At 65.4% G+C, this 24,196-nt stretch carries 23 protein-coding genes; 13 read left to right on the forward strand and 10 right to left on the reverse strand.

The genetic code is table 11. The annotated features are described in order from the left end of the window. Positions 1-16 precede the first annotated feature (16 nt). Positions 17-1,018 carry a zinc-dependent alcohol dehydrogenase family protein gene (locus tag GJV37_RS11555; protein WP_193452495.1) on the reverse strand — a complete coding sequence of 334 codons (1,002 nt, stop codon included), beginning with the start codon at positions 1,016-1,018 and terminating at the stop codon, positions 17-19. 105 nt (positions 1,019-1,123) lie between these two features. Here GJV37_RS11555 and GJV37_RS11560 point away from each other — a divergent pair, with 105 nt between their 5' ends. Beyond that, entirely contained in the window at positions 1,124-2,038 is a 915-nt protein-coding gene (locus tag GJV37_RS11560; protein WP_193452496.1) for a LysR family transcriptional regulator, read from the forward strand. Between the two features lie 27 nt (positions 2,039-2,065). On the opposite strand, the gene GJV37_RS11565 is transcribed toward GJV37_RS11560, so the two are convergent. Together GJV37_RS11565 and GJV37_RS11570 are read right to left on the reverse strand one after the other, a co-directional pair. After that, positions 2,066-2,938: an SMP-30/gluconolactonase/LRE family protein gene (locus GJV37_RS11565; RefSeq protein WP_193452497.1), complete on the reverse strand. Its 873-nt coding sequence runs from the start codon at positions 2,936-2,938 to the stop codon at positions 2,066-2,068. 395 nt (positions 2,939-3,333) lie between these two features. Continuing rightward, positions 3,334-4,560: an EAL domain-containing response regulator gene (locus GJV37_RS11570; RefSeq protein WP_193452498.1), complete on the reverse strand. Its 1,227-nt coding sequence runs from the start codon at positions 4,558-4,560 to the stop codon at positions 3,334-3,336. A gap of 463 nt (positions 4,561-5,023) precedes the next feature. Between GJV37_RS11570 and otsB the strand changes: the two genes are divergently transcribed. Genes otsB through otsA form a run of 3 tightly spaced genes read left to right on the forward strand, consistent with a single transcriptional unit; the run spans position 5,024 to position 9,023 of the window. Further along, on the forward strand, positions 5,024-5,836 hold the full coding sequence (gene otsB, locus GJV37_RS11575) for a trehalose-phosphatase (protein WP_246228298.1): 813 nt from the start codon (positions 5,024-5,026) through the stop codon (positions 5,834-5,836). Next, positions 5,833-7,632, forward strand: coding sequence for a glycoside hydrolase family 15 protein (locus GJV37_RS11580; RefSeq protein ID WP_193452499.1), 1,800 nt, complete (start codon positions 5,833-5,835; stop codon positions 7,630-7,632). The genes otsB and GJV37_RS11580 overlap by 4 nt, the downstream gene beginning before the upstream one ends. Then, positions 7,614-9,023, forward strand: a complete 1,410-nt coding sequence (gene otsA, locus GJV37_RS11585; protein WP_193452500.1) for an alpha,alpha-trehalose-phosphate synthase (UDP-forming) — start codon at positions 7,614-7,616, stop codon at positions 9,021-9,023. The genes GJV37_RS11580 and otsA overlap by 19 nt, the downstream gene beginning before the upstream one ends. Positions 9,024-9,076: 53 nt before the next feature. Here otsA and GJV37_RS11590 read toward each other — a convergent pair whose 3' ends face one another. Continuing rightward, on the reverse strand, positions 9,077-9,244 hold the full coding sequence (locus GJV37_RS11590; protein ID WP_164488257.1) for a hypothetical protein: 168 nt from the start codon (positions 9,242-9,244) through the stop codon (positions 9,077-9,079). Positions 9,245-9,535: 291 nt separating this feature from the next. Between GJV37_RS11590 and GJV37_RS11595 the strand changes: the two genes are divergently transcribed. Further along, complete coding sequence (locus GJV37_RS11595) at positions 9,536-9,745, forward strand: cold-shock protein (RefSeq protein WP_017518411.1); 210 nt, start codon at positions 9,536-9,538, stop codon at positions 9,743-9,745. 166 nt (positions 9,746-9,911) lie between these two features. Here GJV37_RS11595 and GJV37_RS11600 read toward each other — a convergent pair whose 3' ends face one another. The 3 genes from GJV37_RS11600 to GJV37_RS11610 all read right to left on the reverse strand — a co-directional run bounded on the left by GJV37_RS11600 (position 9,912) and on the right by GJV37_RS11610 (position 13,384). After that, positions 9,912-11,189 carry an MFS transporter gene (locus GJV37_RS11600; protein WP_037014284.1) on the reverse strand — a complete coding sequence of 426 codons (1,278 nt, stop codon included), beginning with the start codon at positions 11,187-11,189 and terminating at the stop codon, positions 9,912-9,914. Positions 11,190-11,303: 114 nt separating this feature from the next. Beyond that, entirely contained in the window at positions 11,304-12,458 is a 1,155-nt protein-coding gene (locus GJV37_RS11605; protein WP_193452501.1) for an acyl-CoA dehydrogenase family protein, read from the reverse strand. A 59-nt stretch (positions 12,459-12,517) separates the two neighbouring features. After that, entirely contained in the window at positions 12,518-13,384 is an 867-nt protein-coding gene (locus GJV37_RS11610) for an IclR family transcriptional regulator (RefSeq protein ID WP_064979828.1), read from the reverse strand. Positions 13,385-13,626: 242 nt separating this feature from the next. On the opposite strand from GJV37_RS11610, the gene GJV37_RS11615 reads away from it, so the two are divergent. The 7 genes from GJV37_RS11615 to GJV37_RS11645 all read left to right on the forward strand — a co-directional run bounded on the left by GJV37_RS11615 (position 13,627) and on the right by GJV37_RS11645 (position 21,526). After that, positions 13,627-14,403 (forward strand): enoyl-CoA hydratase, encoded by a 777-nt coding sequence (locus GJV37_RS11615; RefSeq protein ID WP_193452502.1) that lies wholly within the window; start codon positions 13,627-13,629, stop codon positions 14,401-14,403. Beyond that, positions 14,400-15,941 (forward strand): 3-hydroxyacyl-CoA dehydrogenase, encoded by a 1,542-nt coding sequence (locus tag GJV37_RS11620; protein WP_049874863.1) that lies wholly within the window; start codon positions 14,400-14,402, stop codon positions 15,939-15,941. The genes GJV37_RS11615 and GJV37_RS11620 overlap by 4 nt, the downstream gene beginning before the upstream one ends. 32 nt (positions 15,942-15,973) lie before the next feature. After that, positions 15,974-17,176: a 3-oxoadipyl-CoA thiolase gene (locus GJV37_RS11625; protein WP_169887597.1), complete on the forward strand. Its 1,203-nt coding sequence runs from the start codon at positions 15,974-15,976 to the stop codon at positions 17,174-17,176. Between the two features lie 20 nt (positions 17,177-17,196). Next, positions 17,197-18,435: a CaiB/BaiF CoA transferase family protein gene (locus tag GJV37_RS11630; protein WP_037014291.1), complete on the forward strand. Its 1,239-nt coding sequence runs from the start codon at positions 17,197-17,199 to the stop codon at positions 18,433-18,435. Between the two features lie 67 nt (positions 18,436-18,502). Next, entirely contained in the window at positions 18,503-19,252 is a 750-nt protein-coding gene (locus GJV37_RS11635; protein ID WP_023102394.1) for an electron transfer flavoprotein subunit beta/FixA family protein, read from the forward strand. Beyond that, positions 19,252-20,196 carry an electron transfer flavoprotein subunit alpha/FixB family protein gene (locus GJV37_RS11640; RefSeq protein ID WP_193452503.1) on the forward strand — a complete coding sequence of 315 codons (945 nt, stop codon included), beginning with the start codon at positions 19,252-19,254 and terminating at the stop codon, positions 20,194-20,196. The genes GJV37_RS11635 and GJV37_RS11640 overlap by 1 nt, the downstream gene beginning before the upstream one ends. A 79-nt stretch (positions 20,197-20,275) precedes the next feature. Then, on the forward strand, positions 20,276-21,526 hold the full coding sequence (locus tag GJV37_RS11645) for an OprD family porin (RefSeq protein WP_193452504.1): 1,251 nt from the start codon (positions 20,276-20,278) through the stop codon (positions 21,524-21,526). 63 nt (positions 21,527-21,589) lie between these two features. Here GJV37_RS11645 and GJV37_RS11650 read toward each other — a convergent pair whose 3' ends face one another. Beyond that, complete coding sequence (locus GJV37_RS11650) at positions 21,590-22,630, reverse strand: alpha/beta fold hydrolase (protein WP_193452505.1); 1,041 nt, start codon at positions 22,628-22,630, stop codon at positions 21,590-21,592. Positions 22,631-22,871: 241 nt separating this feature from the next. On the opposite strand from GJV37_RS11650, the gene GJV37_RS11655 reads away from it, so the two are divergent. Beyond that, a complete protein-coding gene (locus GJV37_RS11655; RefSeq protein ID WP_128082465.1) occupies positions 22,872-23,288 on the forward strand; it encodes a hypothetical protein in 417 nt (138 codons plus the stop codon). A gap of 62 nt (positions 23,289-23,350) precedes the next feature. Here the strand turns inward: GJV37_RS11655 and GJV37_RS11660 are convergent, their stop codons facing one another. Both GJV37_RS11660 and GJV37_RS11665 read right to left on the reverse strand, forming a co-directional pair. Next, a complete protein-coding gene (locus GJV37_RS11660) occupies positions 23,351-23,575 on the reverse strand; it encodes a DUF2798 domain-containing protein (protein ID WP_023102399.1) in 225 nt (74 codons plus the stop codon). Continuing rightward, the gene (locus GJV37_RS11665; RefSeq protein WP_193452506.1) at positions 23,572-24,156 is read right to left on the reverse strand and encodes a flavodoxin family protein; all 585 of its coding nucleotides are present in this window, start codon (positions 24,154-24,156) and stop codon (positions 23,572-23,574) included. Before GJV37_RS11665 ends, GJV37_RS11660 begins: the two co-directional genes overlap by 4 nt. Positions 24,157-24,196 lie beyond the last annotated feature (40 nt).

Below are 24,196 nucleotides of genomic sequence, written 5' to 3' on the forward strand. Positions count from 1 at the left end.
TGGCCGCCTGCTGCGCCTACAGCGTGACCACCACCTTGCCGAACTGCTGGTTGGATTCCAGGTAGCGGTAGGCCTCGACGATCTCGTCGAAGGCGAAGGTGCGGGCGATCACCGGGCGCAGCGAGCCATCGGCCAGGCCGGCGAGAATGTAATCCTCGGCCTCCTGCAGGCGCAGCGGATCTTCGAGTACCTCGTAGACCCGGTAGCCGCGCAGGACCAGCGAGCGACTGAGTACCTCGAAGAGGGGGAAGGGCGTGGGCTCGGGGCTCAGGCCGCCGTACTCGATGAGGATGCCGCCTTCGGCCATGGCCGCGGTCAGCGGTTCGAAGATGGGGCCGCCCACCGGGTCGAACACCACCCGTACGCCGGCCTTGCCGGAAATATCGAGCAGGCGTGAGCGCAGGTTCTCCTCCTCGCTGGCGATGACCTCGGCGGCGCCGGCCTGCAGCAGGGCTTCGCGTTTGGCCGACGTGCGGGTCACCGCAATGGGCACCGCGCCTGCGCGACGGGCGATCTGGATGGCGGCCAGGCCGACGCTGCTCGACGCGGCGGTGATGACGACGAAATCTCCCTCGCGCAGCCCGGCTACCTGGATCAGCGCGCCATAGGCGGTGAGGTACTGCATCCAGGTGGCCGCGGCGTCGCTCCAGGCCTGCCCCGGCGGGTTCTTCACCAGGCGGGCTTGCGGGACCACCAGGCGCTCGGCGTGGGTCGGGTCCTGCTGCATCGAGGTCGGCGGCAGAACACTCACCGCGTCGCCCGGCGCGAACCCGCGCACCGCGCTGCCCACCCCCTCGACCACGCCCGTGGCTTCCAGCCCTAGCCCGGAGGGGAACTGCGGGCTCTCGATGTAGCGATCAGTGCGCAGCAGCGCTTCGGCGCGGTTCAGTCCCAGGGCTTTGACCCGGATGCTGACTTCGTTCACGCCGGGTTGGCGACCCTCCACCGGCTCGATGCGCAGGACCTCCGGGCCGCCGAACTGGTGGAAACGCACGGCGCGGGTCTTGATGCTTTCCATGTGATGCTCCCATACGAAATTGATTTGACGTAAAGCGACTATCAGCCATGGGTTTCGCCCGATAAATGGCGTATAGAAACACTCAGCCGAAATCAGGAGTTTCGAATGGATCGACTGACCAGCATGGAAGTCTTCGTTCGCGCGGTGGACCTCGGGTCCTTCGCTGCGGCGGCGGATGCCCTGGAAATGTCCGCGCCCATGGTGGGCAAGCATGTGCGCTTTCTCGAAGAGCGCCTGGGTGCCCAGTTGCTGCTGCGCAGCACGCGCCGGCAGAGCCTGACCGAGGCCGGGCGGATCTACTACGAACGCTGTCGCGCGCTGCTGGCCGATGCCGAGGCGGCGGACATCCTTGCCACCGGTGAGGTGGCCGAGCCGCGCGGCAGGCTGCGGGTGGCCATGCCGGTGCATTTCGGCCGGCGCTGCGTGGCGCCGGTCCTGCTGGAGCTGGCGCAGCGCTACCTGCAACTGGAGCTGGACCTGCGTTTCAGCGACCGTCTGACGGACCTGGCGGAAGAGCAGATCGACCTGGCGATCCGCACCGGCGAGCCGCAGCCCAGGGATGGCATCATCGCACGCCGCATCGGCCGGCAGCGCATGGTGGTCTGCGCGGCGCCAGCGTATCTGGCGGTCCATGGACGGCCGGAAGGCATCGCCGAGCTGGCGGCTCACCGCCTGCTGGTCTACCACCGCTCCGGGCGGATCAACCCCTGGCTGTTCCCTCGTGAGGGGCAGGCGCCGGAAGAGTTCGCGCCGAGCTCCCGGTTGCGCTTCGACGACCTGGCCGCCATAGCCGATGCGGCTGCCCGCGGCATGGGGCTGGCGTGGCTGCCTTACTGGCTAGTGCGGGAAGTCATCGCGCAGGGCGCGCTGGAGGAGTTGCTGCCAGGGCAGCCGGGTTTTCTCTACGACGTGCACGCGACGTGGCTGCAGACTACTCAGCTGCCGCGCAAGGTGCGCCTGGCGATCGATGCGCTGGTCGACGTGATACCGGGCCTGGTCAAGCCGGCGGGGCAGGAATAGGGCGGCCCTGGAGACCGCCCGGCGGCGTCATCTGCCCGGCGTGAGTTGCAGGACGCGGTCGCGGCCGCCTTCGGCGAGCAGGTAGCCGCCCTTGCCGTCCGGCACGATGGATTGCGGGGCCTTGAGGAACGACAGGATGGTGTGCGGTTCCCCCTTGCCGTCCCATAGCAGCAGGCGGGCACGGTGGGTGGCGTCTTCGCTGATCCACAGGCCGCGGGCGTCGCACATCAGAAAGGTCGGCTGGTTCAGGCCCGAGAGCAGGATGGGGTCCTTGCCGTCATCGCTGAACTGGTGCACCACACCTTTCTTCTTCTCGGTGTAGAGCAGTTTGCCGTCGGTGCAGCGGGTGACGGATTCGGTCTCCTGCAGCTTGTTGCGCAGCACGGTCAGCTCGCCGTCGCTCCAGCGGTAGCGCAGCAGGCGGCCATCCTCGCGGCGGTCCTCGATGGCGTAGAGATTCTCGCCGTCGTCCCACAGGCCCTGTACCGACTGGCCCATGAACAGGTCGGTGATCTTGCCATCCTTGAGCAGTTGCACCGGCCTGCCGTTGGACTCCTGGCTGAACACCCAGCCGCCCTGCGCGGCGATCATGCCGTCAGGCTTGGATAGCCCGTCGACCATGATCCGGCGCTGGCCATCGGCGGCGATGCGCAGGATGTTGCCCTTGTCCTTCTTCAGCTCCTGGCTGACCAGCAGGCCGCCATCGGCAAGCGGCACCAGGGATGCGGCCTTCTGCACGTTCCGGTGCAGAACCGCGACGGACCAGCCATTGGCTGCCTGCACAGGGTAGAAGTCCTGCCAGGCGAAGAAGGCCAGGGCGGCGGCGATGACGAAACTGGTACCGGTCAGCGCCAGGCGGAATAGCGGGCGACGGGACGGGCGCGGGGAGGTCTGGGACATGTATCGGCTGCCACTACAGGGGTGGGCGACACTGGGGCGTTCCTTGTGGTTTTGTGCCTTCCTGGCGTCCAGTGTGCGGGCCGGCATGGTAACCAGACAGTTCATCGGCGGGCTAGGGCGAAAGGCAGTGATGCTCGTCACGCCGTTGAAGATGCGGACACAGAAGCAATTGTGGTCCGGCCGGCCCTATTGGGACGAATGTGCCGCGAATGGGTGGCTATCGCTGGGGTAATTGCGGCTGTTTGCCGCGTTTGTGGCTATTTGCCGGCCATGCGGGAGAACTGGGAAGACGGCTTGATGGCCAATGGCCTACAATTCCCCCGTCCTTTGCTGAGGACAATCCAGACGGCTGTTGCGGACAGGAAGTCCGCAACAGCCGTTTTCTTTTCTGCGCTTCACTGCGCCGGACGCATCGCCGGCACCGCTTCCAGCTTCTGCAGCCGCAGCGGCGCGCCGCGCAGGAAGGTGCTGATCTGGCTGGCATCCATCGGCTTGCCGAACAGATGGCCCTGCGCACAATCGCATTCCAGCTGCTGCAACTGGCGAAGCTGGACGGCGTTCTCGACGCCCTCGGCGATTACCTTCAGCCCCAGTTCGCGGCCCAGCGCCAGCGCATTGCGCAGTACGATCAGGCGGCGCGGGTCGCCATTGTTCACATCGGCCACCAGGTGGCGGTCGAGTTTCATCTCGGTGAAGGGCAGCTCCATCAGGCGCTGCAGGGTGGAGTGTCCGCAACCGAAGTCATCGATGGCCAGGCCGCAACCCAGCAGGCGCAGGCGCAGCACGTTCTCCAGGCTCAGCGGCGGAGCATGCAGTGGCGAGGATTCGGTCAGCTCGAAGGTGATCCGCTGGGGCTCGATGTCCAGCCCGCGCAGATTCCTCTCGACGGTGGCGGCAAATTCGATCTGGGCGATCTGCTCGGCTTCCAGGTTGAAGGACAGCTTCAGCTCGTTGCTGCCCTGTGCGCGCAGCGCTTCGACGGCCTGGGTCATCAGCTCGAAGAGCATGCCATCGAGCTTGCCAGCGCGGCGCAGGGAGGGCAGGAATTCAGCGGGCAGCAGGACGGCGCCGTCTTCCAGCTGCCAGCGCGCGAGCACTTCGAATCCATAGACCTGGGCAGTAGCGACATTGACCTTGGGTTGCAGGTAGGCGCGCAATTTTCCCCGCGCCGGCAGGCCTGATGGTTCGCCATCGTCCGTCGTGCCGTTCTCCGCCAGCGGCAGGCCGAGCTGGCCACTGCCTGGCTGGAAGTCGCTGAGCAACGCCCGCAGGCGCTCCAGAGTGGCGGCGTCGTTGCCCAGCCAGAAGACCTTCATGCCCTGCAATTGCAGGAGGTGCGAGAGGGCGCTCCAGGTGCCAGGGGCCATTTCCCCGCTGACCACCACGCCATGGGCCAGTCGCTCGCGGGCAACCGTCTGAAGGAATTCCAGACGGGCCACCGGATCGATGCGCACATCGCAGATCAGCAGGTGGACGCCCCCTTGGCTGCGCAGCCGATCCAGTGCGAATGCGTTGCTGGAAACTTCGGACAGGAAGCTGTAGCCCAGATGATGCAGAGCGGTAACGGCGGTCGAACGGTGCAGGCCGGAAGCCTGGAGTACCAGCGCAGAGAGCGGAGGCATGGATTTTTCTCATGGAAGATTGGCCCTGTGCATTCTCACGAACGTCGCCATCGATGTGAGGCGGAGGATTCCAGTTCTTCTGTCAGGGAAATCTCATCGGAACTGCTACCGGTTTGTCAGCTCCTTCCATGGTCCTCGCGGAAGAGGTTCGCTGCCACGTTCGCCGGGCGTTGTCATGCAGCACCGACTTCGAGGGGGCGAATGCCCGCTGGCACATCCTCGTCTCCCGATCATCGAGGCCAGCCTCTGACCGAGTCCGCCCAGCAGCTTCGGCAAGGCCGGCCGCGATTGGATGTGGCGCAGGTGCCGCCAGTTCTGGCCTGAGCCTTCCCGACAGGGACTTCAGGGGAAAATCCGAGGTCGACCCTCGTGGCCTCCCATGTTAGGGTCCCTGTGCTCCCTTTCACGTCCGCACCGGCTGCCCACGGCTGCGCGGCACGCCCTGAACAAGGAGAAATGGCTCATGTCACGTCCCGCCTCGAGGGGACCTGTCGACACGGCCATGGCCCCGCAAAGCGAGGCCTCAGCCACTGCGCTGCTGAACCTGTGGCTCAGCCGACCTCAGCAGACCGCAGTGTTCCTGGATGTCGACGGAACCCTTCTGGACATCGCCGAATCACCCGGCGCGGTCGTCGTACCGCCCGGGCTGCTCGATGCACTCACGCACCTGCAGCGCCGACTCGATGGTGCCCTGGCCCTGATCAGCGGCCGCCCGGTCGAAGAACTCGACCGGCTCTTCCAACCCCTGCGCCTCGCCGCCAGCGGCGGTCATGGCGCCCACTGGCGCGAGAGCGGCGACAGCCCGTTGCGTCGTACCACCAGGGACCTGCCCGCCAGCGTGCGAGTGCAATTGAACGCCCTGGCGAACCGGCATGTCGGAATCCATGTCGAGGACAAGGGCAGCAGCTTTGCACTGCACTACCGCTCCGTACCCTCGCTGGCCACCGATCTGCGCGTCGAGTTGCAGTCGTTGTTGCGCTCGCCGGCAGGTAGCGGATTGCGGCTGCTCAATGGCAAGCAGGTTTACGAAGTCGTCAGCGAGGGCGTCGACAAGGCCCGCGCCGTCCAGCGGCTGCTGGAAGTGCCGGGCTTCGCCGGCCGCCTGCCGCTGTACATCGGCGACGACGTCACCGACGAGCCCGCCATCGCGCTGATGCCGACGCTGGGCGGCCTCGGGCTGTCCGTCGGGCGCGCGTTGCCCGGCGCCAGCGCCGTATTCAGCGATGCGCAGCAAGTCCGTCACGCACTGATGCAAGCAGGAGGAACCCCCACATGACGAACCGGCACGAAGGTGCTCTGGAAGTGGGCCTGATCGGCAACTGCCGGGTGGCCGCCCTGGTCAACCCGCAGGCGCGGCTGGTCTGGTGGTGCTACCCGAATTTCGACAGCGACCCGGTCTTTTCCCGGCTGCTGGCCGGGGACGACGAAAAGGGTTTCGCCGATGTGGTGCTGGATAATCAGGTCAGCAGCACGTCCGATTACCAGCGCAACACGGCGATCATCACCACCGTGCTGCGCGATGACAGCGGTGGTGCGGTACGCATTACCGATTTCGCCCCACGCTTCCTCGAGCACGGCCACGTCTATCGCCCGGCACAGCTGTGCCGGCTGATCGAACCCATCGAAGGCGTGCCGAAAGTCACCCTGCGCGTGCGTCCGACCCACGGCTACGGCAAGCCCAGCCAGGGCGTCACAGGCTCCAGCCATATCCGCTACCTGGAGGGCGAAGAGCCGCTGCGCCTGACCACCGATGCACCGCTGGCCTACATCCAGCACGAAACACCGTTCGCCCTGCGTCACCCGGTGAGCCTGGTGATCGGCCTCGACGAGCCGCTGGACAATGCTCCCGGCGAAGTCGTCCGCGACTACCTCAAGCGCACCCAGAACCACTGGCATGACTGGGTACGTGGCCTGGCGATCTGCTTCGAGTGGCAGGCCGTGGTGATCCGCTCGGCGATCACCCTGAAACTGTGCAACTTCGAGGACACCGGCGCGATCATCGCGGCCGCCACCACCTCCATCCCGGAGGCACCGGACTCCCAGCGCAACTGGGACTACCGCTACTGCTGGCTGCGCGACGCCTACTTCGTGATCCTCGCCCTCAACCGCCTGGGCGCGACGCGGACCATGGAGGGCTACATCGACTTCATCACCACCGTGGCCAGCGGCAACGCCGAACTCAAGCCGCTGTACGGGATCATTCCCAACCAGGACACCACCGAACGCGTCGAGCCGGACCTTGCCGGTTTCCTCAATCACGCGCCAGTGCGTGTCGGCAACCAGGCGGTGGAACAGAACCAGCATGACGTGTTCGGCTCGGTTGCCCTGGCGGTCCTGCAGAGCTTCGTCGACGAGCGCCTGCCCAATCCGAGCAGCGAGGGCATGCTGCAACTGCTGGAAAACCTCGCCTCCAAGGCAGTGCACGCCGCCTTCGAGCCGGATGCCGGCATCTGGGAGTACCGCGGCCGCCAGCGCGTCCATACGCATTCCGCGCTGCTCTGCTGGGTCGCCTGCGACCGCGTCGGGCGCATCGCCAGGCGCCTGGGCCGCAGCGAGGAAGCCAGTGGCTGGATGGACAAGGCGGCCAACCTGCGCGAACAGGTCCTCGCCAAGGCCTGGAGCGAGAAGAAACAGTGCTTCACCGGCGCCTTCGGCCACGACGACCTCGACGCCAGCGTGCTGCTGATGAACGAGCTGGGGATCATCGAAGCCGACGATCCGCGCTTTGTCGCGACCGTCGAGTGCATCGGCCGCGAGCTCAACGTCAACGGCCAGATGCTGCGCTACGCCGCGGCGGACGATTTCGGCGTGCCGGAAACCGCCTTCCTCGTGGTGAAGTTCTGGTACCTCGACGCGCTGGCCGCCATCGGCCGTACCGAGGAGGCACGCCAGCTGTTCGAACAGCTCATCGCCGCGCGCAACCGCTACGGGCTGCTCTCCGAAGACCTGCACCCGCATACCGGCGAACTCTGGGGGAACATTCCACAGACCTATTCCATGGCGGGGCTGATCAACTCGGCCATGCGTCTTTCCATGGGCTGGGAGGAAGGCCTATGCCGCGCCTCGTGGTGATATCCAACCGGGTCGCGATCCCCGATGAGAACGGCCCGGCGCCGGGCGGGCTGGCCGTGGCGGTGGAGGCCGCCATGCGCAACCGCGAGGGCATCTGGTTCGGTTGGAGCGGCGAGAAGGCCGAGGAGCCGGGCCCGGCGACCGTGGTCCAGCGCGACAACCTGCAGTACATCCTCACCGACCTGCATCCGCAGGATTTCGACGAGTACTACAACGGCTTCGCCAATCGCGTGCTCTGGCCGATCCTGCATTACCGGGTGGACCTCGCCGAGTTCAACGAGGCCGAATTCGGCGGTTATCAGCGCGTCAACGAATTCTTCGCCGAACGGCTGAGCCCGCTGCTGGAGGAGGACGACGTCCTCTGGGTCCACGACTACCACCTGATCCCCCTGGCCTCGGCCCTGAGGCAGCGCGGGCACGGCAACCGCATCGGCTTCTTCCTGCACATCCCGATGCCGCCGGCCGACCTCATCACCGCGTTGCCGCACCACGACGAACTGCTCCGCGCGCTCACCGAATACAACCTGATCGGCTTCCAGACCGAGAACGACGCCAGCAACTTCGCCCGTTACCTCACGCGCGTGGTCGGCGCGGCGACCCCCGATGGCCGGCGCTACCACCTGGAGGACCAGCATTTTCGCGTCGGCGTGTTCCCGGTGGGCGTGGATGCCGCCGGTTTCCGCCACCTCGCCGAGGAAGCATCGCAGAGCCAGGCCGCCGAAGACCTGCGCGAGAGCCTGGGCGGTCGTGCGCTGATGGTGGGGGTGGACCGGCTCGACTATTCCAAGGGCATCGTCAACCGGCTGGACGGCTACGAGCGCTTCCTCGAACTCAACCCGGACTGGCACAACCGCGTGACCTGCCTGCAGATATCACCCGGCAGCCGCCAGGACATTCCCGAGTACGCCGATATCGACGCCGCCGTCAGCGCGCGGGTAGGGCATATCAACGGGCGATTCGGCGCGGTGTCCTGGGTGCCGCTTCGCTATGTGGCGCGCAACCACCAGCGAGCGGACATCGCCATGGTCATGCGCCACGCGCGGATCGGCCTGGTGACGCCGCTGCGCGATGGAATGAACCTGGTGGCCAAGGAATTTGTCGCCGCCCAGGACCCGGATGATCCTGGCGTGCTGATTCTTTCCCAGTTCGCCGGCGCAGCCGCCGAACTGGGAGGCGCGCTGATCATCAATCCCCATGATCGCGGCGCCCTGGCCGATGCCATGGCGCAGGCACTGCGCATGCCGTTGAAGGAGCGCCAGGCGCGCCACCGCGACATGTACGCGGTGCTGGAAGCCAACGACATCCGTTTCTGGGGGCCCAGCTTCATCGATGCGCTGACCCGGCCGGGAAGGGCGCTGAACTGGCTGTCCAATCACTACCTGAGTCACTGACCCAAACAACAAGCCCCGCTTCGGCGGGGCTTTCTTCGAGCGGGCGCTTGCGCTCAGGCGGCTGGTTTCTTGCTGTCGGACTTCGCCCACTGCGACTTCTTCTCGACCTTCACCGCCAGTTGGCCAACGGGGATTTCCTGGATTTCACCGCCCTGGGAGAGGAAGGCAGCAATCTTTTCATCAAGCTCCGAACGTTCGCGAATCAGCTGTGAATCAGTCATGAAGTCACCTATGCGTTGGGGCGCCAAACCGGCACCGGCAGACTACACCTGTTTTGTCGAAAGCGCCGCGTTAGCTCGACCATTTGTCAAAATCACCACTGGTCGTGAAAAAAAGCTATGAATTAGCGCCAAACCTTGTATTCTGCATGGGCTGCCTGCCCAGTAACGAGTTCCGCGACTTGATGTTCTTCTACAAGATGCTCCATCTCCTCGGCACCTCTTCACTACGCATTCAGCTCATCGCCGGTCGGCTTTCGGCCGGCCTTTAGCATTTTTTTAGGAGACAACATCATGTCCGATCGTCAAAATGGCATCGTCAAGTGGTTCAACGCTGAGAAGGGCTTCGGCTTCATCACCCCGGAAAGCGGCCCGGACGTATTCGTTCACTTCCGCCAGATCGAAGGCAACGGCTACAAGTCCCTCGACGAAGGCCAGAAGGTCAGCTTCGTTGTGACTGCCGGCCAGAAAGGCCCGCAAGCTGAACAAGTTCGCGCTGTCTAATCGACATCGCTGACGAAGAAAGCCCCGCTTAGGCGGGGCTTTTTTTTGCCTGTTCGATTTGCTCCGTGCCATTCGACAGCGCAATAAAAAACGCCCGGTGCAGTGCACCGGGCGTTTTTGTTTTGAAGGGGGGTGGGCCGGCCGAAGCGGGCTCACTGGTTCCCGATCATTCCTGTTGCGGGTCGAACTGCTTGTCGCGGATCAGCAGGGCGGGGATCACCCCGCAGATGAAGTAGGCCGCGCCCATCACCAGGAAGCCCACGCCGATGGACATCTGCGTGGCGAGGAAGCCGATCACCGCCGGCGCAATGGCCGCGCCGATGCGACCGATGTTGTAGGCGCCGCCCACGGCCGTACCGCGGAACGCCGCAGCGAAGCTTTCGGTCATGTAGGTCGCGTTCACGCCATACGGAATGCCGTAGAGGAAGCCGAACACCACCAGCATCCACAGAATGTTCTCGGGGCTGTGGAACAGCACGATCACCGGCAGGAACACCGCAGTGCCCAGGGCGCCGAAGGAGAACACGGTGCGGCGGCCGAACCAGTCGGCGGCGACGCCGGCCAGTACCTTGCCGAGGATCATCGCGGCATAGGTGCCGACCAGGTAGGCGGTCATGGCCTTGAAGTTCATGCCCATCTCGGTTTCCAGGTACGACGGCATCCAGTTGTTCACGCCGTAGTAGCCGAACTGCAGGAAGCCGGCGGTCAGCGCCCAGAACAGGAACATGCGGCTGGCCTTCGGGTCGGCGAAGATCTGGCGGAAGGCGTTCTGCCGTGGAGCGGCAACCGTTCCGGCAGGAGCGTCGGCCTTGCGCTGCTGGCGTTCGGCCTGCGCCTGGACCCAGGCGGCAGGCTCGGGAATCAGCTTGCGCATGGCGATGGCCAGCACCACCGGGATGATGGCGATGTAGAACAGGTAGCGCCAACCGTGGTCCGGCAGGATCCAGCCGGCCAGCAGGGTGGCGACGATGTAGCCGACCGACCAGCCTGCCTGCAGGGTGCCCAGCACGGTGGTGCGGTATTTGGTGGGCACGTACTCGGCCATCAGCGTATTGCAGGCCACGTAAAGGGCGCCGAGGCCGAGCGACGCGACGAAGCGTGCCGCGGCGAACTGCCAGTAGTTGTGGGTCAGACCAAGGACAGCGGTGCCGACGGAGAACAGCACAATGGTCCAGACCACCGTCTTGACCCGGCCGAAGCGATCGCACGCCCAGCCGCCGTAGATTCCACCGAAGGCCATGCCGGCCAGGGTGACGCTGCCCAGGCTGCCGGCCTGGAGGTTGCTCAGGCCGAACTCGGCCTTGAGGCTGGTGAGGCTGTAGGAGAGCAGCATCAGGTCCGCGCCATCGATCAGCAGGCCGATGAAGCAGAAGGCGAAGACGAGCACCCAGGTCTTGTCCTGGGTGGCGGCGGTTGCCGCCGGAGCGGAAGCAGTGTTTTCCATGAACGAATTACCTGTTGTAGTTGTTGGCGGACCGGCGTGCCGGTCCTCGGTAAGCGTGTGGCAGGTGCTTTGGGGTGGCAGGCGCGGGGGCGTGGCCCCGCGCCGCCTGAGGGGTCAGGCCTGGGCTTCGCGGATCATGTTGCGGGCGATGATCACCTGCTGGATCTGCGTGGTGCCCTCGTAGAGCCGGAACAGGCGGACGTCGCGGTAGAAACGCTCGATGGCGTACTCGCTGACGTAGCCGGCGCCGCCGTGGATCTGCACGCAGCGATCGGCAACGCGGCCGCACATCTCGGTGGCGAACATCTTGGCGCAGGAGGCCTCGGTGCTGACGTTGCGGCCCTCGTCGCGCTTGCGCGCGGCGTCCAGCACCATGCAGCGGGCGGCGTAGATCTCGGCCTTGCTGTCGGCGAGCATCGCCTGGATCAGCTGGAACTCGGCAATCGGCTGGCCGAACTGCTTGCGCTCCAGGGCGTACTGCAACGCATCGGCGAGCATGCGCTCGGCGGCGCCGACGCTCAGCGCGGCGATGTGCAGGCGGCCCTTGTCGAGCACCTTCATGGCGGTCTTGAAGCCGACGCCCTCGACGCCGCCGATCAGCTGGCTGGCCGGGATGCGCACGTTTTCGAAGATCACGTCGCTGGTGTGCGCGCCTTTCTGGCCCATCTTGTGGTCCGGCTTGCCGAGGGAAATGCCCGGCGTGCCGCGCTCGACGATGAACGCGCTGATGCCGCCGGAACCCTTGACCGCCGGGTTGGTGCGGGCCATCACGGTATAGATGCCGGCGTGCGGGGCGTTGGTGATGAAGCGCTTGGTGCCGTTGAGCACGTAGAAGTCGCCATCGCGCACGGCGGTGGTCTTCAGCGAGGCGGCGTCGGAGCCCGAGTCCGGCTCGGTCAGGCAGAAGGCGCTGAGCAGTTCGCCGCTGGCGAGCTTGGGCAGGTAGTGGGCTTTCTGTTCCGGCGTGCCGTCGATCAGGATGCCGATGGAGCCGATGCCGTTGTTGGTGCCGATGTAGGAGCGGAAGGCGGGGGAGGTGCGGCCGAGTTCGAAGGTGATGTTCACCTCTTCTTCCATGGTCACGCCCAGGCCGCCGAACTCTTCGGGGATGGTCAGGCCGAACAGGCCCATCTCGCGCATCTGCTGGATGATGTCCTGCGGGATCGCGTCGGTTTCGGCAACCTCGTTTTCCCGCGGGATCAGCACTTCGCCGACGAACTGGTGGATGGAGTCCAGAAGTATCTGCAGCGTTTCTGGGTCTCGGATCATGTGCACTCCTCACAAGGCCCGCGAGCGGGCCAGTCTGGCGAGGCACCGTCACCCGAGATTCAGCGAGCGGCGGCACCTATGTTGTTGACCATGTTGATCAGGCGGGGCCCGATGTCGTCCTCGAGCTTCTCGCGGGTCAGCTGGAAGCTCGGTCCGCCGCAGTTGAAGGCCAGCAGGCCGTACTGCGGGTGTACCAAGGGCACGGCGACGGAGTTGACGTCGCGGTGCCATTCACCGATCGACAGGCAGTAGCCGTAGTCGGTGTAGTCCCTGAAGGCGCGGTCCAGACCCTTGCGGATGGCCGGCCAGTTGTCCGGTTCGCGTTCGCGAACGTGGTCGAGCAGGAATTCCCGTTCGTTCTCCGGCATCGCCGCGAGGCACGCGCGGCCTACCGAACTCACCGCCAGCGGCAGGTAACTGCCGATCTGCCGGCGCATCGTCATGTTTCCCTGTCCCTGGACCACGTCCAGGTAGACCATCTGCAGGCGGTCGCGGGCGGCCATGGCCACCGCCGCCTGGGCGTGGTTGGCCAGTTCCTCCATCAGCGGATGGGCCACCGCGCGGATCGACAGGTTCGACAGCATCGCGTAGCCGAAACCCAGCACGCCGACATCCAGCTGGTACTTGCCCGAATGCACCTCGCGCTTGAGGCAACCCAGGCGCATCAGGGTGTTGGTCAGGCGCGTCACCGTCGGCTTGGGCAGGTCGGTCTTGCGGGCCAGGTCCTGGTTGCTCAGCACGTTTTCCCGTGGCGTGAAGCAACGCAGGATCTCCAGGCCGCGAGCCAGCGCCGTGACGAACTGGCCGCTGTTTTCCTCTTCGCTCAGTGCCGTGGCCGGGTCGTACAGGCCGCGTTCCAGCAGGCCGATTTCACCTTCGTTTTTCGTCGGCGCAGCCGAGTCCATCTCCGTCTTGTTGCGGCGCATGGTAGAACCCCTATTCACGGAAAATCAATAAAATAAAATGCAGTTTCGTCAGACGAAATTGTAATGGGTCTGAACTGGTTAGTACAGGCGTGCCGCTAAAAATATATCGGGCTCAGGTTTTAAAGGGCTTTCAAGGCTATTTGGCTCAGCACCGTTTACAGCGCCGATCCAGGATCACTATGATGAAATCGAAATACGGAATGTAGTTTCGTCAGACGAAACAAAGTGAGGTCACAGCTTTCATGAGTACCAGCGTGGTTCATCTCGATATCCAGGCCAACGGCGTGGCGGTTGTCCGCATCGACCGCCCGGAAGCCAAAAACGCCCTCAATGCTGCGGTGCGCCAGCAACTGGCCGAGCACTTCCGCGCCCTGAGCGATAACCCTGAGGTTCGCGCGCTGGTGCTAACCGGGGGAGAGGAGTGCTTCGTCGCCGGCGCTGACATCCGTGAATTCGCCCAGGCCAGCCCCATCGAGATGTACCGTCGCCACACCGAACTGCTGTGGGAAGCGATTTCCCGTTGCCCCAAGCCGGTGATCGCTGCGGTGAACGGTTTTGCCCTGGGCGGCGGCTGCGAGTTGGCAATGCACTGCGACATCATCGTCGCCGGCGAGTCGGCATGCTTTGGTCAGCCGGAAGTGAAACTCGGCCTGATGCCCGGCGCCGGCGGCACCCAGCGGTTGATCCGCGCCGTGGGCAAGTTCCAGGCAATGCGCATCGCCCTGACCGGCTGCCTGGTCAAGGCGCCCGAAGCCCTGGCCATCGGCATGCTCAGTGAAGTGGTGGAAGACTCGCGCACGCTGCCACGCGCGCTGGAACTGGCCGCTGAGATCGCCGCGCTGCCGCCGCTGGCCGTGGCACAGATCAAGGAAGTGATGCTCGCCGGTGCCGATCTGCCGCTGGACAGTGCGTTGACGCTTGAGCGCAAGGCCTTCCAGTTGCTGTTCGACTCGAAAGACCAGAAAGAGGGCGCCGCCGCCTTCCTCGAAAAACGCAAAGCCAGTTTCCTGGGGGAATGAGCATGACCCTTTCTTTCGGTATTGAACGTATGGCCATCGTCGGTACGGGAGTCATGGGCAGCGGTATCGCCCAGATCGCCGCCCAGGCCGGCATCCAGGTGAAACTCTTCGATGCCCGTGACGGTGCGGCCCAAACCGCGCGTGAAAACCTCGGTCGCACCCTCGCCAAGCTGGCGGAGAAGGGCAAGATCACTTCTGCCGAAGCCGACGCCACCCTGGCTCGTTTGCTGGTTGCCGGTTCCCTGGGCGAGCTGGCCGATTCTGATCTGGTGGTCGAGGCGATCATCGAGCGTCTCGATGCCAAGCAGGCGCTGCTGGCCGATCTGGAAGCCGTGGTCAGCGCCGACTGCATCCTCGCCACCAACACCTCGTCGCTGTCGGTCACCAGCATCGCCCGTGGTTGCCAGCATCCGGAGCGGGTGGCGGGCTTCCACTTCTTCAACCCGGTGCCGCTGATGAAGGTGGTCGAGGTGATCGACGGCCTGGCCAGCGACCCGCTGGTCGGCGACAGACTGGTGGCGCTGGCCGCGCGCATGGGCCATCGCGGCATCCGCGCCAAGGACACCCCCGGCTTCATCATCAACCACGCCGGCCGGGCCTATAGCACCGAAGCCCTGCAGATGCTCAAGGAAGCCATCGCCGAACCGGCCGATATCGACCGCATCCTGCGCGAAGGCCTGGGCTTCCGCATGGGGCCGCTGGAGCTGTTCGACCTCACCGCGTTGGACGTTTCCCACCCGGTGATCGAGTCCATCTACAACCAGTTCTACCAGGAGCCGCGCTATCGCCCGGCGGCGCTGACCCGACAGATGCTCGAGGCCGGCTTCGTCGGTCGCAAGGTCGGCCGCGGCTTCTATCGCTATGCAGACGGCAAGATGATCGACCCGCCGGCACCGCAACCGGTGCCGAGCGTGGCCGCGCTGCCGCCGGTGTGGATCGGTGCGGAGAACGACCAGGACCGCGAGTTGCTCGGCGAACTGCTGAAGAAACTCGGTGCGACCCTGGAGCAGGGCGGCCACCCCAGTAGCGAGGCGCTGTGCCTGCTCGCCCCTTATGGTGTGGACGCAACCACGGCCTGCCAGAACTTCGGCACCGACCCGGCACGCACCGTCTGCATCGACCTGCTGCTGGACCTGCAGCGCCACCGCTGCCTGATGCAGAACCCGGCGACTGCCCCGGCCATGCGCGATGCCGCCCATGCGCTGCTGGCGGCGGACGGTGCAGGTGTCACGCTCATCAATGACAGCGTCGGCTTCGTCGCCCAGCGCGTACTGGCGCTGATCGTCAACCTGGCCGGCGATATCGTCCAGCAGCGCATCGCCAGCGTCGACGACCTCGACGAAGGCGTGCGCCGCGGCCTGGGCTACCCGCAAGGTCCGCTGGCCTGGGGCGACAGCGTCGGCCCGGCGCGCCTGCTGACCATTCTCGAACGCATGACCGACCTGACCGGCGATGCCCGCTACCGCCCCGGTCCGTGGCTGCGCCGCCGCGCTGCGCTGGGACTGTCGCTGCGCCACGCCGAGCCTGCGCTGGGCTGAAGCCCGGCGCCTACCGATTCAAGGAGATACCGATGCTCAATGCTTATATCTACGCCGGCCTGCGCACGCCCTTCGGTCGCCATGGCGGCGCCCTGGCGCCGGTGCGCCCGGACGATCTGATCGCCCAGGTGATCCGCGAGCTGCTGGCCAGCACCAAGGTGCCGGGCGAAGCCATCGAGGACGTGATCCTCGGCAACACCAACCAGGCCGGTGAAGACAGCCGCAATATCGCCCGCCATGCCGCACTGCTCGCCGGCCTGCCGGTGACCGTGCCGGGCCAGACGGTGAACCGCCTGTGCGCCAGCGGCCTGGCGGCGGTAATCGATGCAGCGCGCGCCGTGACCTGTGGTGAAGGCGAGCTGTTCGTCGCTGGCGGTGTGGAAAGCATGTCCCGCGCGCCCTTCGTCATGGCCAAGGCCGAGGCGGCGTACAGCCGTGACCTGACAGTATTCGACAGCACCATCGGTGCGCGCTTCCCCAACCCGAAGATCGTTGCCGGGTTCGGCAACGACAGCATGCCGGAGACTGGCGACAACGTAGCCCGCGAATTCGGCATCAGCCGCGAGCAGGCCGACCGCTTCGCTGCCCGTTCCCAGGCCAACTTTGAAGCCGCCCGCCAGGCCGGTTTCTTCGCCGGGGAAATCCTTCCGGTCAGCGTGCCGACCGGGCGCAAGACGCCGCCGAATGTGGTCGAGCAGGACGAGCATCCGCGTCCGTCTTCCGATGAGTCCGCGTTGGCGCGCCTCAAGCCGCTGTCCGAGGGCGGGGTGGTCACCGCGGGCAACGCTTCCGGCGTCAACGACGGCGCCGCCGCATTGCTGATCGGCTCGGCAGCGGCGGGCGAACGCCACGGCCTCAAGCCGCTGGCGCGGATTCTTTCGGCGGCGGCGGTCGGCGTCGAGCCGCGCATCATGGGTGTCGGCCCGGTCGAGGCGATCAACAAGGCGCTGGCCCGCGCCAACCTGACCCTGGCCGACATGGACATCATCGAGATCAACGAGGCTTTCGCTTCCCAGGTGCTCGGTTGCCTGCACGGTCTGGGTGTCGATTTCGACGATGCGCGGGTCAACCCCAATGGCGGCGCCATCGCCGTCGGCCACCCGCTGGGCGCTTCCGGCGCGCGGCTGGCGCTGAGCGTGGCGCGCCAACTGCAGCGCAGCGGTCAACGCTATGCGGTGATCAGCCTGTGCATCGGCGTGGGCCAGGGGCTCGCCATGGTTATCGAGCGCGCCTGAGCGCCAGAGAGGAATTGAAGATGGGTGCTTTGAGCGGATACCGCGTACTCGACCTCAGCCGCGTGCTGGCCGGGCCCTGGTGCGGCCAGGTGCTGGCCGACCTGGGCGCGGAAGTGATCAAGATCGAACGGCCCGGCGTGGGGGACGACACCCGCGGCTGGGGCCCGCCCTACATGAAAGCCGCCGACGGCTCGGACAGCTCCGAGGCGGCGTACTACCAGTCCACCAACCGCAACAAGCTGTCGGTGGCGCTGAACCTGGCCACCGAAGAAGGGCAGGCGCTGGTGCGCGCCCTGGCCTGCGAGTGCGACGTGCTGATCGAGAACTACAAGGCCGGTTCGCTGGCCAAGTACGGGCTTGACTACGAGAGCCTGTCGAAAGTGAATCCGCGCCTGGTCTACTGCTCCATCACCGGTTTCGGCCAGACCGGCCCGCGCGCCGAGGAGCCCGGCTACGACTTCATCATCCAGGGCATGGGCGGCTTGATGAGCATCACCGGCGAGAAGGACGGCGTGCCCGGCGCGGGCCCGCAGAAAGTCGGTGTCGCCGTATCCGACGTGATGACCGGCCTGTATTCGGTGGTCGCCATCCAGGCCGCGCTGCTGGCCCGCGAGAAGACCGGCCGCGGCCAGCACTGCGACATGGCGCTGCTGGACGTGCAGGTCGCCATGCTCGGCAACCAGAGCCAGAACTACCTCGCCACCGGGCGCTCGCCGGGCCGCCAGGGCAATGCCCACGTCAACATCGTGCCGTACCAGGTGTTCAGCGCGAAGGACATGGACTTCATCATCGCCTGCGGCAACGACAGCCAGTTCGTCTCGCTGTGCGACGCCATCGGCCTGCCGGAATTGCCGAAAGACCCGCGCTTCACCCGCAATGCCGACCGCGTGCGCAACCGCGACATCATCGTCGGCAAGCTCGCCGAGCACTTCCAGGGCGACACCGCCGATAACTGGGTGAAACGCATCCACGCGATGAAGGTGCCGGTCGGCGTGATCAACGACATCGGCCGCGCGCTGGACGAGCCGCAGGTGGTCGCCCGCGACATGCTGGTGGAGATTCCCCACGCGCAGAACCCGGCGTTCCGCATGGTCGGCAGCCCGCTGAAATTGTCCGAGACGCCGGTGGAATACCAGCGCCCGGCGCCCATGCTCGGCGAGCACACCGACGAGGTGCTCAAGCGCCGCCTGGGGATCGATGACGCACGCCTGGCGCAGTTGAAGGCCGAGGGTGTGATCGAGCAGTTGGGAGAATCCTGAGGCCTTCACCCGAACCACCCCCAACCGCAGCGCCGATACAAACCGGCGTCAGCCAAGGAAACAACTGATGAAAGTACTGGTCGCGGTAAAACGCGTGGTTGATTACAACGTCAAGGTCCGCGTCAAGGCGGACAACTCCGGCGTCGATCTCGCCAACGTCAAGATGTCCATGAACCCCTTCTGCGAAATCGCCGTGGAAGAGGCCGTACGCCTGAAAGAGAAGGGCGTCGCCAGCGAGATCGTGGTGGTCTCGGTCGGCCCGAGTGGCGCGCAGGAACAATTGCGCACTGCTCTGGCGCTGGGTGCCGACCGTGCGGTGCTGGTCGAGAGCAACGAAGAACTGAACTCCCTGGCTGTCGCCAAGGCCCTTAAAGCTCTGGTCGACAAAGAGCAGCCGCAGCTGGTCATCCTCGGCAAGCAGGCCATCGACAGCGACAACAACCAGACCGGCCAGATGCTGGCTGCGCTGACCGGCTACGCGCAAGGCACCTTCGCCTCCAAGGTCGAAGTCGCTGGCGACAAGGTCAACGTCACCCGTGAAATCGACGGCGGCCTGCAGACCGTTGCCCTGAACCTGCCGGCCATCGTCACCACCGACCTGCGCCTGAACGAGCCGCGCTACGCGTCGCTGCCTAACATCATGAAGGCGAAGAAGAAGCCGCTGGAATTCCTCCCCCCTGACGCGCTGGGTGTCTCCACGGCCTCGACCGTGAAGACTCTCAAGGTCGAAGCGCCTGCCGCGCGCAGCGCCGGCATCAAGGTGAAATCGGTGGCCGAACTGGTCGAAAAACTGAAGAACGAAGCGAAGGTGATCTGATGACTGTGCTGGTTGTTGCAGAGCATTCCAATGGCGCGCTGGGCGCCGCGACGCTGAATACCGTTGCCGCCGCGCAGAAGATCGGGGGCGACATCGCCGTCCTGGTCGCTGGCCAGAACGTCGGTGGCGTGGCTGAAGCCGCTGGCAGGATCGCTGGTGTTGCCAAGGTGCTGGTCGCCGACAACGCCGCCTACGCTCACCAGCTGCCGGAGAATGTGGCTCCGCTGATCGCAGCTCTCGTGAAAGAGAGTGGGGGCAACGGCTACAGCCACGTGCTGGCCGCAGCCACCACCAACGGCAAGAACTTCCTGCCGCGCGTTGCCGCCGTGCTGGACGTCGACCAGATCTCCGAGATCATCGAAGTCGTCAGCGCCGATACCTTCAAGCGGCCGATCTACGCCGGTAACGCCATCGCTACCGTGCAGTCCTCGGCTGCCGTCAAGGTCATCACCGTGCGTGGCACCGGCTTCGACGCCGTTGCTGCCGAAGGTGGCTCCGCCGCTGTTGAAGCCGTTTCCGGCCCGGCCGATGCCGGCAAGTCCGCCTTCGTTGGCGAAGAACTGGCCAAGTCCGACCGTCCGGAACTGACCGCTGCCAAGATCGTCGTATCCGGCGGCCGTGGCATGGGCAATGGCGACAACTTCAGCATTCTTTATTCCCTGGCCGACAAGCTGGGCGCTGCCGTTGGTGCTTCCCGCGCCGCCGTCGACGCCGGCTTCGTGCCGAACGACATGCAGGTCGGCCAGACCGGCAAGATCGTTGCTCCGCAGCTGTACGTGGCCGTCGGCATTTCCGGCGCCATCCAGCACCTGGCGGGCATGAAGGATTCGAAAGTGATCGTGGCGATCAACAAGGACGAAGAGGCACCGATTTTCCAGGTCGCCGACTACGGCCTGGTCGCCGACCTGTTCGAAGCCGTACCGGAGCTGGAAAAGACCCTCTGATCCTGCTCATTCCCCTGGCCGGGCCAGCTGTCATCGGCCCGGCGTTTTGCCAACACCCCAGTAGAAAGAAACAAGAACAATGAAAAATCGTCGTACCCCTGTGCTGGTCTCCGGACTGGCGCTGCTGCCCTCGTTCGCCCATGCGGATTTCCTCGCCGACAGCAAGGCCAGCATCGAAGCACGCAACTTCTACTTCAACCGCGATTACCGCCAGAGCGGTGCCGCGCAGTCCAAATCCGAAGAATGGGCCCAGGGCTTCCTGCTGCGCTACGAGTCGGGCTACACCGAGGGCACCGTCGGCGTGGGCGTCGATGCCCTCGGCCTGCTGGGCCTGAAACTGGATTCCAGCCCGGACCGTTCCGGCTCCGGCCTGCTGCCGTACTCGGCCAGCGACAAGCGCGCCGCCGACGACTACAGCGACCTCGGCCTGACCGCCAAGCTGCGCCTGTCCAAGAGCACGCTGAAGGTCGGCACGCTGCTGCCCAAGCTGCCGGTGGTGCAGTACAACGACACCCGCCTGCTGCCGCAGACCTTCCAGGGCGCGCTGGTGGAGTCGAAGGAACTCGACGACCTCGACCTGCAACTCGGCCAGCTGCGCGAGGTGAAGCAGCGCGATTCGTCCAACAACGAAGACCTGTCGATGACCCGCGGCAACAAGCGCAACATCGTCGCCGGCAGCCACCTCACCAGCGACCGCTTCAACATCGCCGGCGGCACCTACCGCTGGAACAGCCAGCTGAGCACCAGCTACCACTATGCCAACCTAGAAGACCTCTATCGTCAGCACTACGTGAGCCTGGTGCACACGCTGCCGATTGCCGAGGGCCAATCGCTGAAGTCCGACATCCGCTGGGCACGTTCCACCGACGATGGCGGCAGCAACGTCGACAATCGCGCGCTCAACGCTATGTTCACCTACAAGCTGGGCAACCAGGCGTTCGGCCTGGGCCTGCAGCGCATGTCCGGCGACACCGGCTTCGCCTACCTGTCGGGCACCGATCCGTACCTGGTCAACTACGTGCAGATCGGCGACTTCGCCAACAAGGACGAACGCTCCTGGCAGCTGCGCTACGACTTCAACTTCGCCTCCTACGGGCTGCCCGGCCTGAGCCTGATGACCCGCTACCTGCGCGGCGACAACATCGACCTGCTGAACGGCCAGGGCAACGGCAAGGAATGGGAGCGCGACACCGACGTCGGCTACCTCGTGCAGAGCGGCCCGCTGAAGAACGTCGGCTTCAAGCTGCGCAACAGCACCTTCCGCAGCAGCTTCGGCAATGACATGGACGAGACCCGCTTCATCGTCAGCTACACCTTGCCGATCTGGTAACGCGCCAGGCAGCACCGAAAAGCCCCGCTCAGGCGGGGCTTTTTTATGCGTTCGAGCTGGGCCTTACCACTTGCTGACGTCGACGACGGCCTTGGCGAATGCCACCGGTGCTTCCTGCGGCAGGTTGTGGCCGATGCCTCCGGTCAGCGTGCGATGCTCGTAGTGGCCGGTGAATTTGGCCGCGTAGGCCTTGGGTGGCGGATGGAACGCGCCGTTGGCGTCGCCTTCCAGGGTGATGGTCGGCACGCTGATCGGCGGGGCCTTGGCGAGCTTCTGTTCCAGCTCGTCATACTGCGCTTCGCCTGCCGCCAGGTTCTGCCGCCAGCGGTAATTGTGGAGGGTGATGGCGACGTGGTCGGGATTTTCGAACGCCTTGGCGCTGCGCTCGAAGGTGGCTTCATCGAAGTCCCACTTGGGTGAGGCCTGCTTCCAGATCAGCCGGGTGAAGTCGCGGGTGTTCTTCGCGTAGCCGGCGGCGCCGCGCTCGGTGGCGAAGTAGAACTGGTACCACCAGAGAAACTCGGCTTCCGGCGGTAGCGGTTGCTGGCCGGCCGCCTGGTTGCCGATCAGGTAGCCGCTGACTGCTACCAGCGCCTTGCAGCGTTCGGGCCAGAGGGCGGCGATGATATCGGCGGTGCGCGCGCCCCAGTCGAAGCCGGCGAGCACGGCCTTGTCGATCTTCAGCGCATCCATCAGCGCGATGATGTCGCTGGCTACCGCGGCGGGTTGGCCGTTGCGCATCGTCTGCTCCGAGAGGAAATGCGTGCTGCCATAGCCGCGCAGCCACGGAACGATCACCCGGAAGCCTTGTGCGGCCAGCGCCGGCGCTACGTCGACGAAGCTGTAGATGTCGTACGGCCAGCCATGCAGCAGGATCACCGCCGGGCCATCCGCCGGGCCATCTTCGGCATAGCCGACATTGAGCAGGCCTGCATCGATCTGCTTGAGCGCCTTGAAGGTGGTGTGTGTGCCGGCCTTCAGCGACGCGGTGGTCTTGCTCTTCTCGCTGGCAGCCAGGGCGACGGCTGGCAATTGGGTGGCGGCGAGTGCCACCGCTGCCAGGCGCATCAGGTCGCGGCGGCTGCTATCGAAATACTCCGACATGTCTTTTCCTTGTTGGGGTGGGCCGAACAAAGCGTAGGCGAGGATGAATCGACTGCTGGGAAAACTCCGGGACGAATGGTGCGAAAGTGCGTGCTTGAGCGTGTTATTGGCGATTCTTCCCGTGTCGAACCTCTCACCGAGCAAGGAAAAGTCTGGTCAGGGTGCGGGCCCTCGGCTTATAAAACCCCTTCGCCGCTGTAGACCCGCAGGGATGGCGGCCCCACGAGATCAAGGAACGATGATGCGACGAATCACGATGATTCTGCTCGCCGCCACCCTGTTGCAGGGCTGCGCGCACCAGAAGACCGGCAACCAGTGCGAAGACAACTTCAACACCGAGGGCGGCTTCATCGCCGGCAAGACCTTCACGTCCAACGTCCAGCTCGACATGCCCTACGCCAAGGTGTTCGACCGGGCGCAGAAGACCCTGGTGAAGGAGGGCTTCACCATCCAGACCGCCGACGAGAAGAGCGGCACCATCTCCGCCTACCAGGGCGTCATCCTGAGCAGCCGGAACGCACCGTTGAACATCGTGGTGGAAAAGGCGGGCTCCGGCTCCAAGGTAAGCTACGTCTTCGTCACCCTGGGGGGGATGTACACCACCGAAGGCGCGGTGCGTGACGGCTTCTGCCGGTTCACTGACGGGATTCGGCAGTAAGCCGGCAGGGATTCCTGGCTGGACTTCTGCGGGCGGATGTCGAGCACAGACGGAGTCCGCCCCTAAGCGCGAACCAGCTTCTCCACGAGGCGGCGCGTCAGCGGGGCGATGACCAACACCAGCGGGAAGGCAATGCTCCAACTGGTGAGCCAGGCGCCGAGCCAGAGATGGGCGAAGCCTGGTGCGAGGCCGACGGCGCGCCCGGTGGCAAGGCCGGAGACCAGCAGGCTCATCACCCCGGACAGAATCAGCGCGAACAGCAGCGGAGCGTATCGGCGCGCGATCATGCTTGAGCCTCCTGTTCGAGCTGGGGCTGGTGAAGGCGGCTGAGGGTTTCGGCAAAGTGTTGGCCGAACAAGCGCGCGGTCTTCAGATCGCCGGGGCAGAAGTCCGGCGCGGTCTTGTCGGCCTGGACCATCAGGCCGGACCAGGAGCCCAGGCGGTTGGCCGCCTCTTCCGGAGGCACGCCCAGATGCTGTTCGGGGAGGATCGGGTTGCCGGCCCAGAGCATCCCGTGCTGCATGCAGAAGGTGAACAGCGAGATCAGCGTGGACTGCTTGTCGCCCGCCGGCAGCGCGGAAACGGTGAAGCCGGCGGCGAGGCGGCCGCGCAGCTTCTGTTGGCGCCACAACGGTCCGGTGGCGTCCATCAGAGCTTTCAGCGATGCCGAGACGCCGCCCAGATAGGTGGGGGAGCCAAAGATCAGGCCGTGGTAGGCGAGGAGGGCGTCCGGGCGCCCGATCAGCTCCTGGGTCCTGAGCAGCTGCACGTCGCAGCGGGAGACAAGGCGCGCTCCGCTGGCGATGGTCTGGGCGATGCGCTCGGTACGGCCGCTGGCGCTGTGGTAGACGATGGCAATGGTTTTCATGGCTTCTCCGTGGGTGCACGCAAGGTGAAAGCCCAATCCT

This window comes from Pseudomonas nitroreducens (assembly GCF_010994165.1).
In the GTDB taxonomy this organism is placed as follows: Bacteria; Pseudomonadota; Gammaproteobacteria; order Pseudomonadales; family Pseudomonadaceae; genus Pseudomonas; species Pseudomonas nitroreducens.

Coding starts and splice junctions, on each gene's coding strand:
- GJV37_RS11555 (WP_193452495.1), bottom strand. CDS start 1,018: ATGGAAAGCATCAAGACCCGCGCCGTGCGTTTCCACCAGTTCGGCGGC.
- GJV37_RS11600 (WP_037014284.1), bottom strand. CDS start 11,189: ATGGAAAACACTGCTTCCGCTCCGGCGGCAACCGCCGCCACCCAGGAC.
- GJV37_RS11605 (WP_193452501.1), bottom strand. CDS start 12,458: ATGATCCGAGACCCAGAAACGCTGCAGATACTTCTGGACTCCATCCAC.
- GJV37_RS11650 (WP_193452505.1), bottom strand. CDS start 22,630: ATGTCGGAGTATTTCGATAGCAGCCGCCGCGACCTGATGCGCCTGGCA.
- GJV37_RS11610 (WP_064979828.1), bottom strand. CDS start 13,384: ATGCGCCGCAACAAGACGGAGATGGACTCGGCTGCGCCGACGAAAAAC.
- GJV37_RS11645 (WP_193452504.1), top strand. CDS start 20,276: ATGAAAAATCGTCGTACCCCTGTGCTGGTCTCCGGACTGGCGCTGCTG.
- GJV37_RS11665 (WP_193452506.1), bottom strand. CDS start 24,156: ATGAAAACCATTGCCATCGTCTACCACAGCGCCAGCGGCCGTACCGAG.
- GJV37_RS11565 (WP_193452497.1), bottom strand. CDS start 2,938: ATGTCCCAGACCTCCCCGCGCCCGTCCCGTCGCCCGCTATTCCGCCTG.
- GJV37_RS11595 (WP_017518411.1), top strand. CDS start 9,536: ATGTCCGATCGTCAAAATGGCATCGTCAAGTGGTTCAACGCTGAGAAG.
- otsB (WP_246228298.1), top strand. CDS start 5,024: ATGTCACGTCCCGCCTCGAGGGGACCTGTCGACACGGCCATGGCCCCG.
- GJV37_RS11660 (WP_023102399.1), bottom strand. CDS start 23,575: ATGATCGCGCGCCGATACGCTCCGCTGCTGTTCGCGCTGATTCTGTCC.
- GJV37_RS11630 (WP_037014291.1), top strand. CDS start 17,197: ATGGGTGCTTTGAGCGGATACCGCGTACTCGACCTCAGCCGCGTGCTG.
- GJV37_RS11570 (WP_193452498.1), bottom strand. CDS start 4,560: ATGCCTCCGCTCTCTGCGCTGGTACTCCAGGCTTCCGGCCTGCACCGT.
- otsA (WP_193452500.1), top strand. CDS start 7,614: ATGCCGCGCCTCGTGGTGATATCCAACCGGGTCGCGATCCCCGATGAG.
- GJV37_RS11615 (WP_193452502.1), top strand. CDS start 13,627: ATGAGTACCAGCGTGGTTCATCTCGATATCCAGGCCAACGGCGTGGCG.
- GJV37_RS11590 (WP_164488257.1), bottom strand. CDS start 9,244: ATGACTGATTCACAGCTGATTCGCGAACGTTCGGAGCTTGATGAAAAG.
- GJV37_RS11560 (WP_193452496.1), top strand. CDS start 1,124: ATGGATCGACTGACCAGCATGGAAGTCTTCGTTCGCGCGGTGGACCTC.
- GJV37_RS11655 (WP_128082465.1), top strand. CDS start 22,872: ATGCGACGAATCACGATGATTCTGCTCGCCGCCACCCTGTTGCAGGGC.
- GJV37_RS11640 (WP_193452503.1), top strand. CDS start 19,252: ATGACTGTGCTGGTTGTTGCAGAGCATTCCAATGGCGCGCTGGGCGCC.
- GJV37_RS11625 (WP_169887597.1), top strand. CDS start 15,974: ATGCTCAATGCTTATATCTACGCCGGCCTGCGCACGCCCTTCGGTCGC.
- GJV37_RS11635 (WP_023102394.1), top strand. CDS start 18,503: ATGAAAGTACTGGTCGCGGTAAAACGCGTGGTTGATTACAACGTCAAG.
- GJV37_RS11580 (WP_193452499.1), top strand. CDS start 5,833: ATGACGAACCGGCACGAAGGTGCTCTGGAAGTGGGCCTGATCGGCAAC.
- GJV37_RS11620 (WP_049874863.1), top strand. CDS start 14,400: ATGAGCATGACCCTTTCTTTCGGTATTGAACGTATGGCCATCGTCGGT.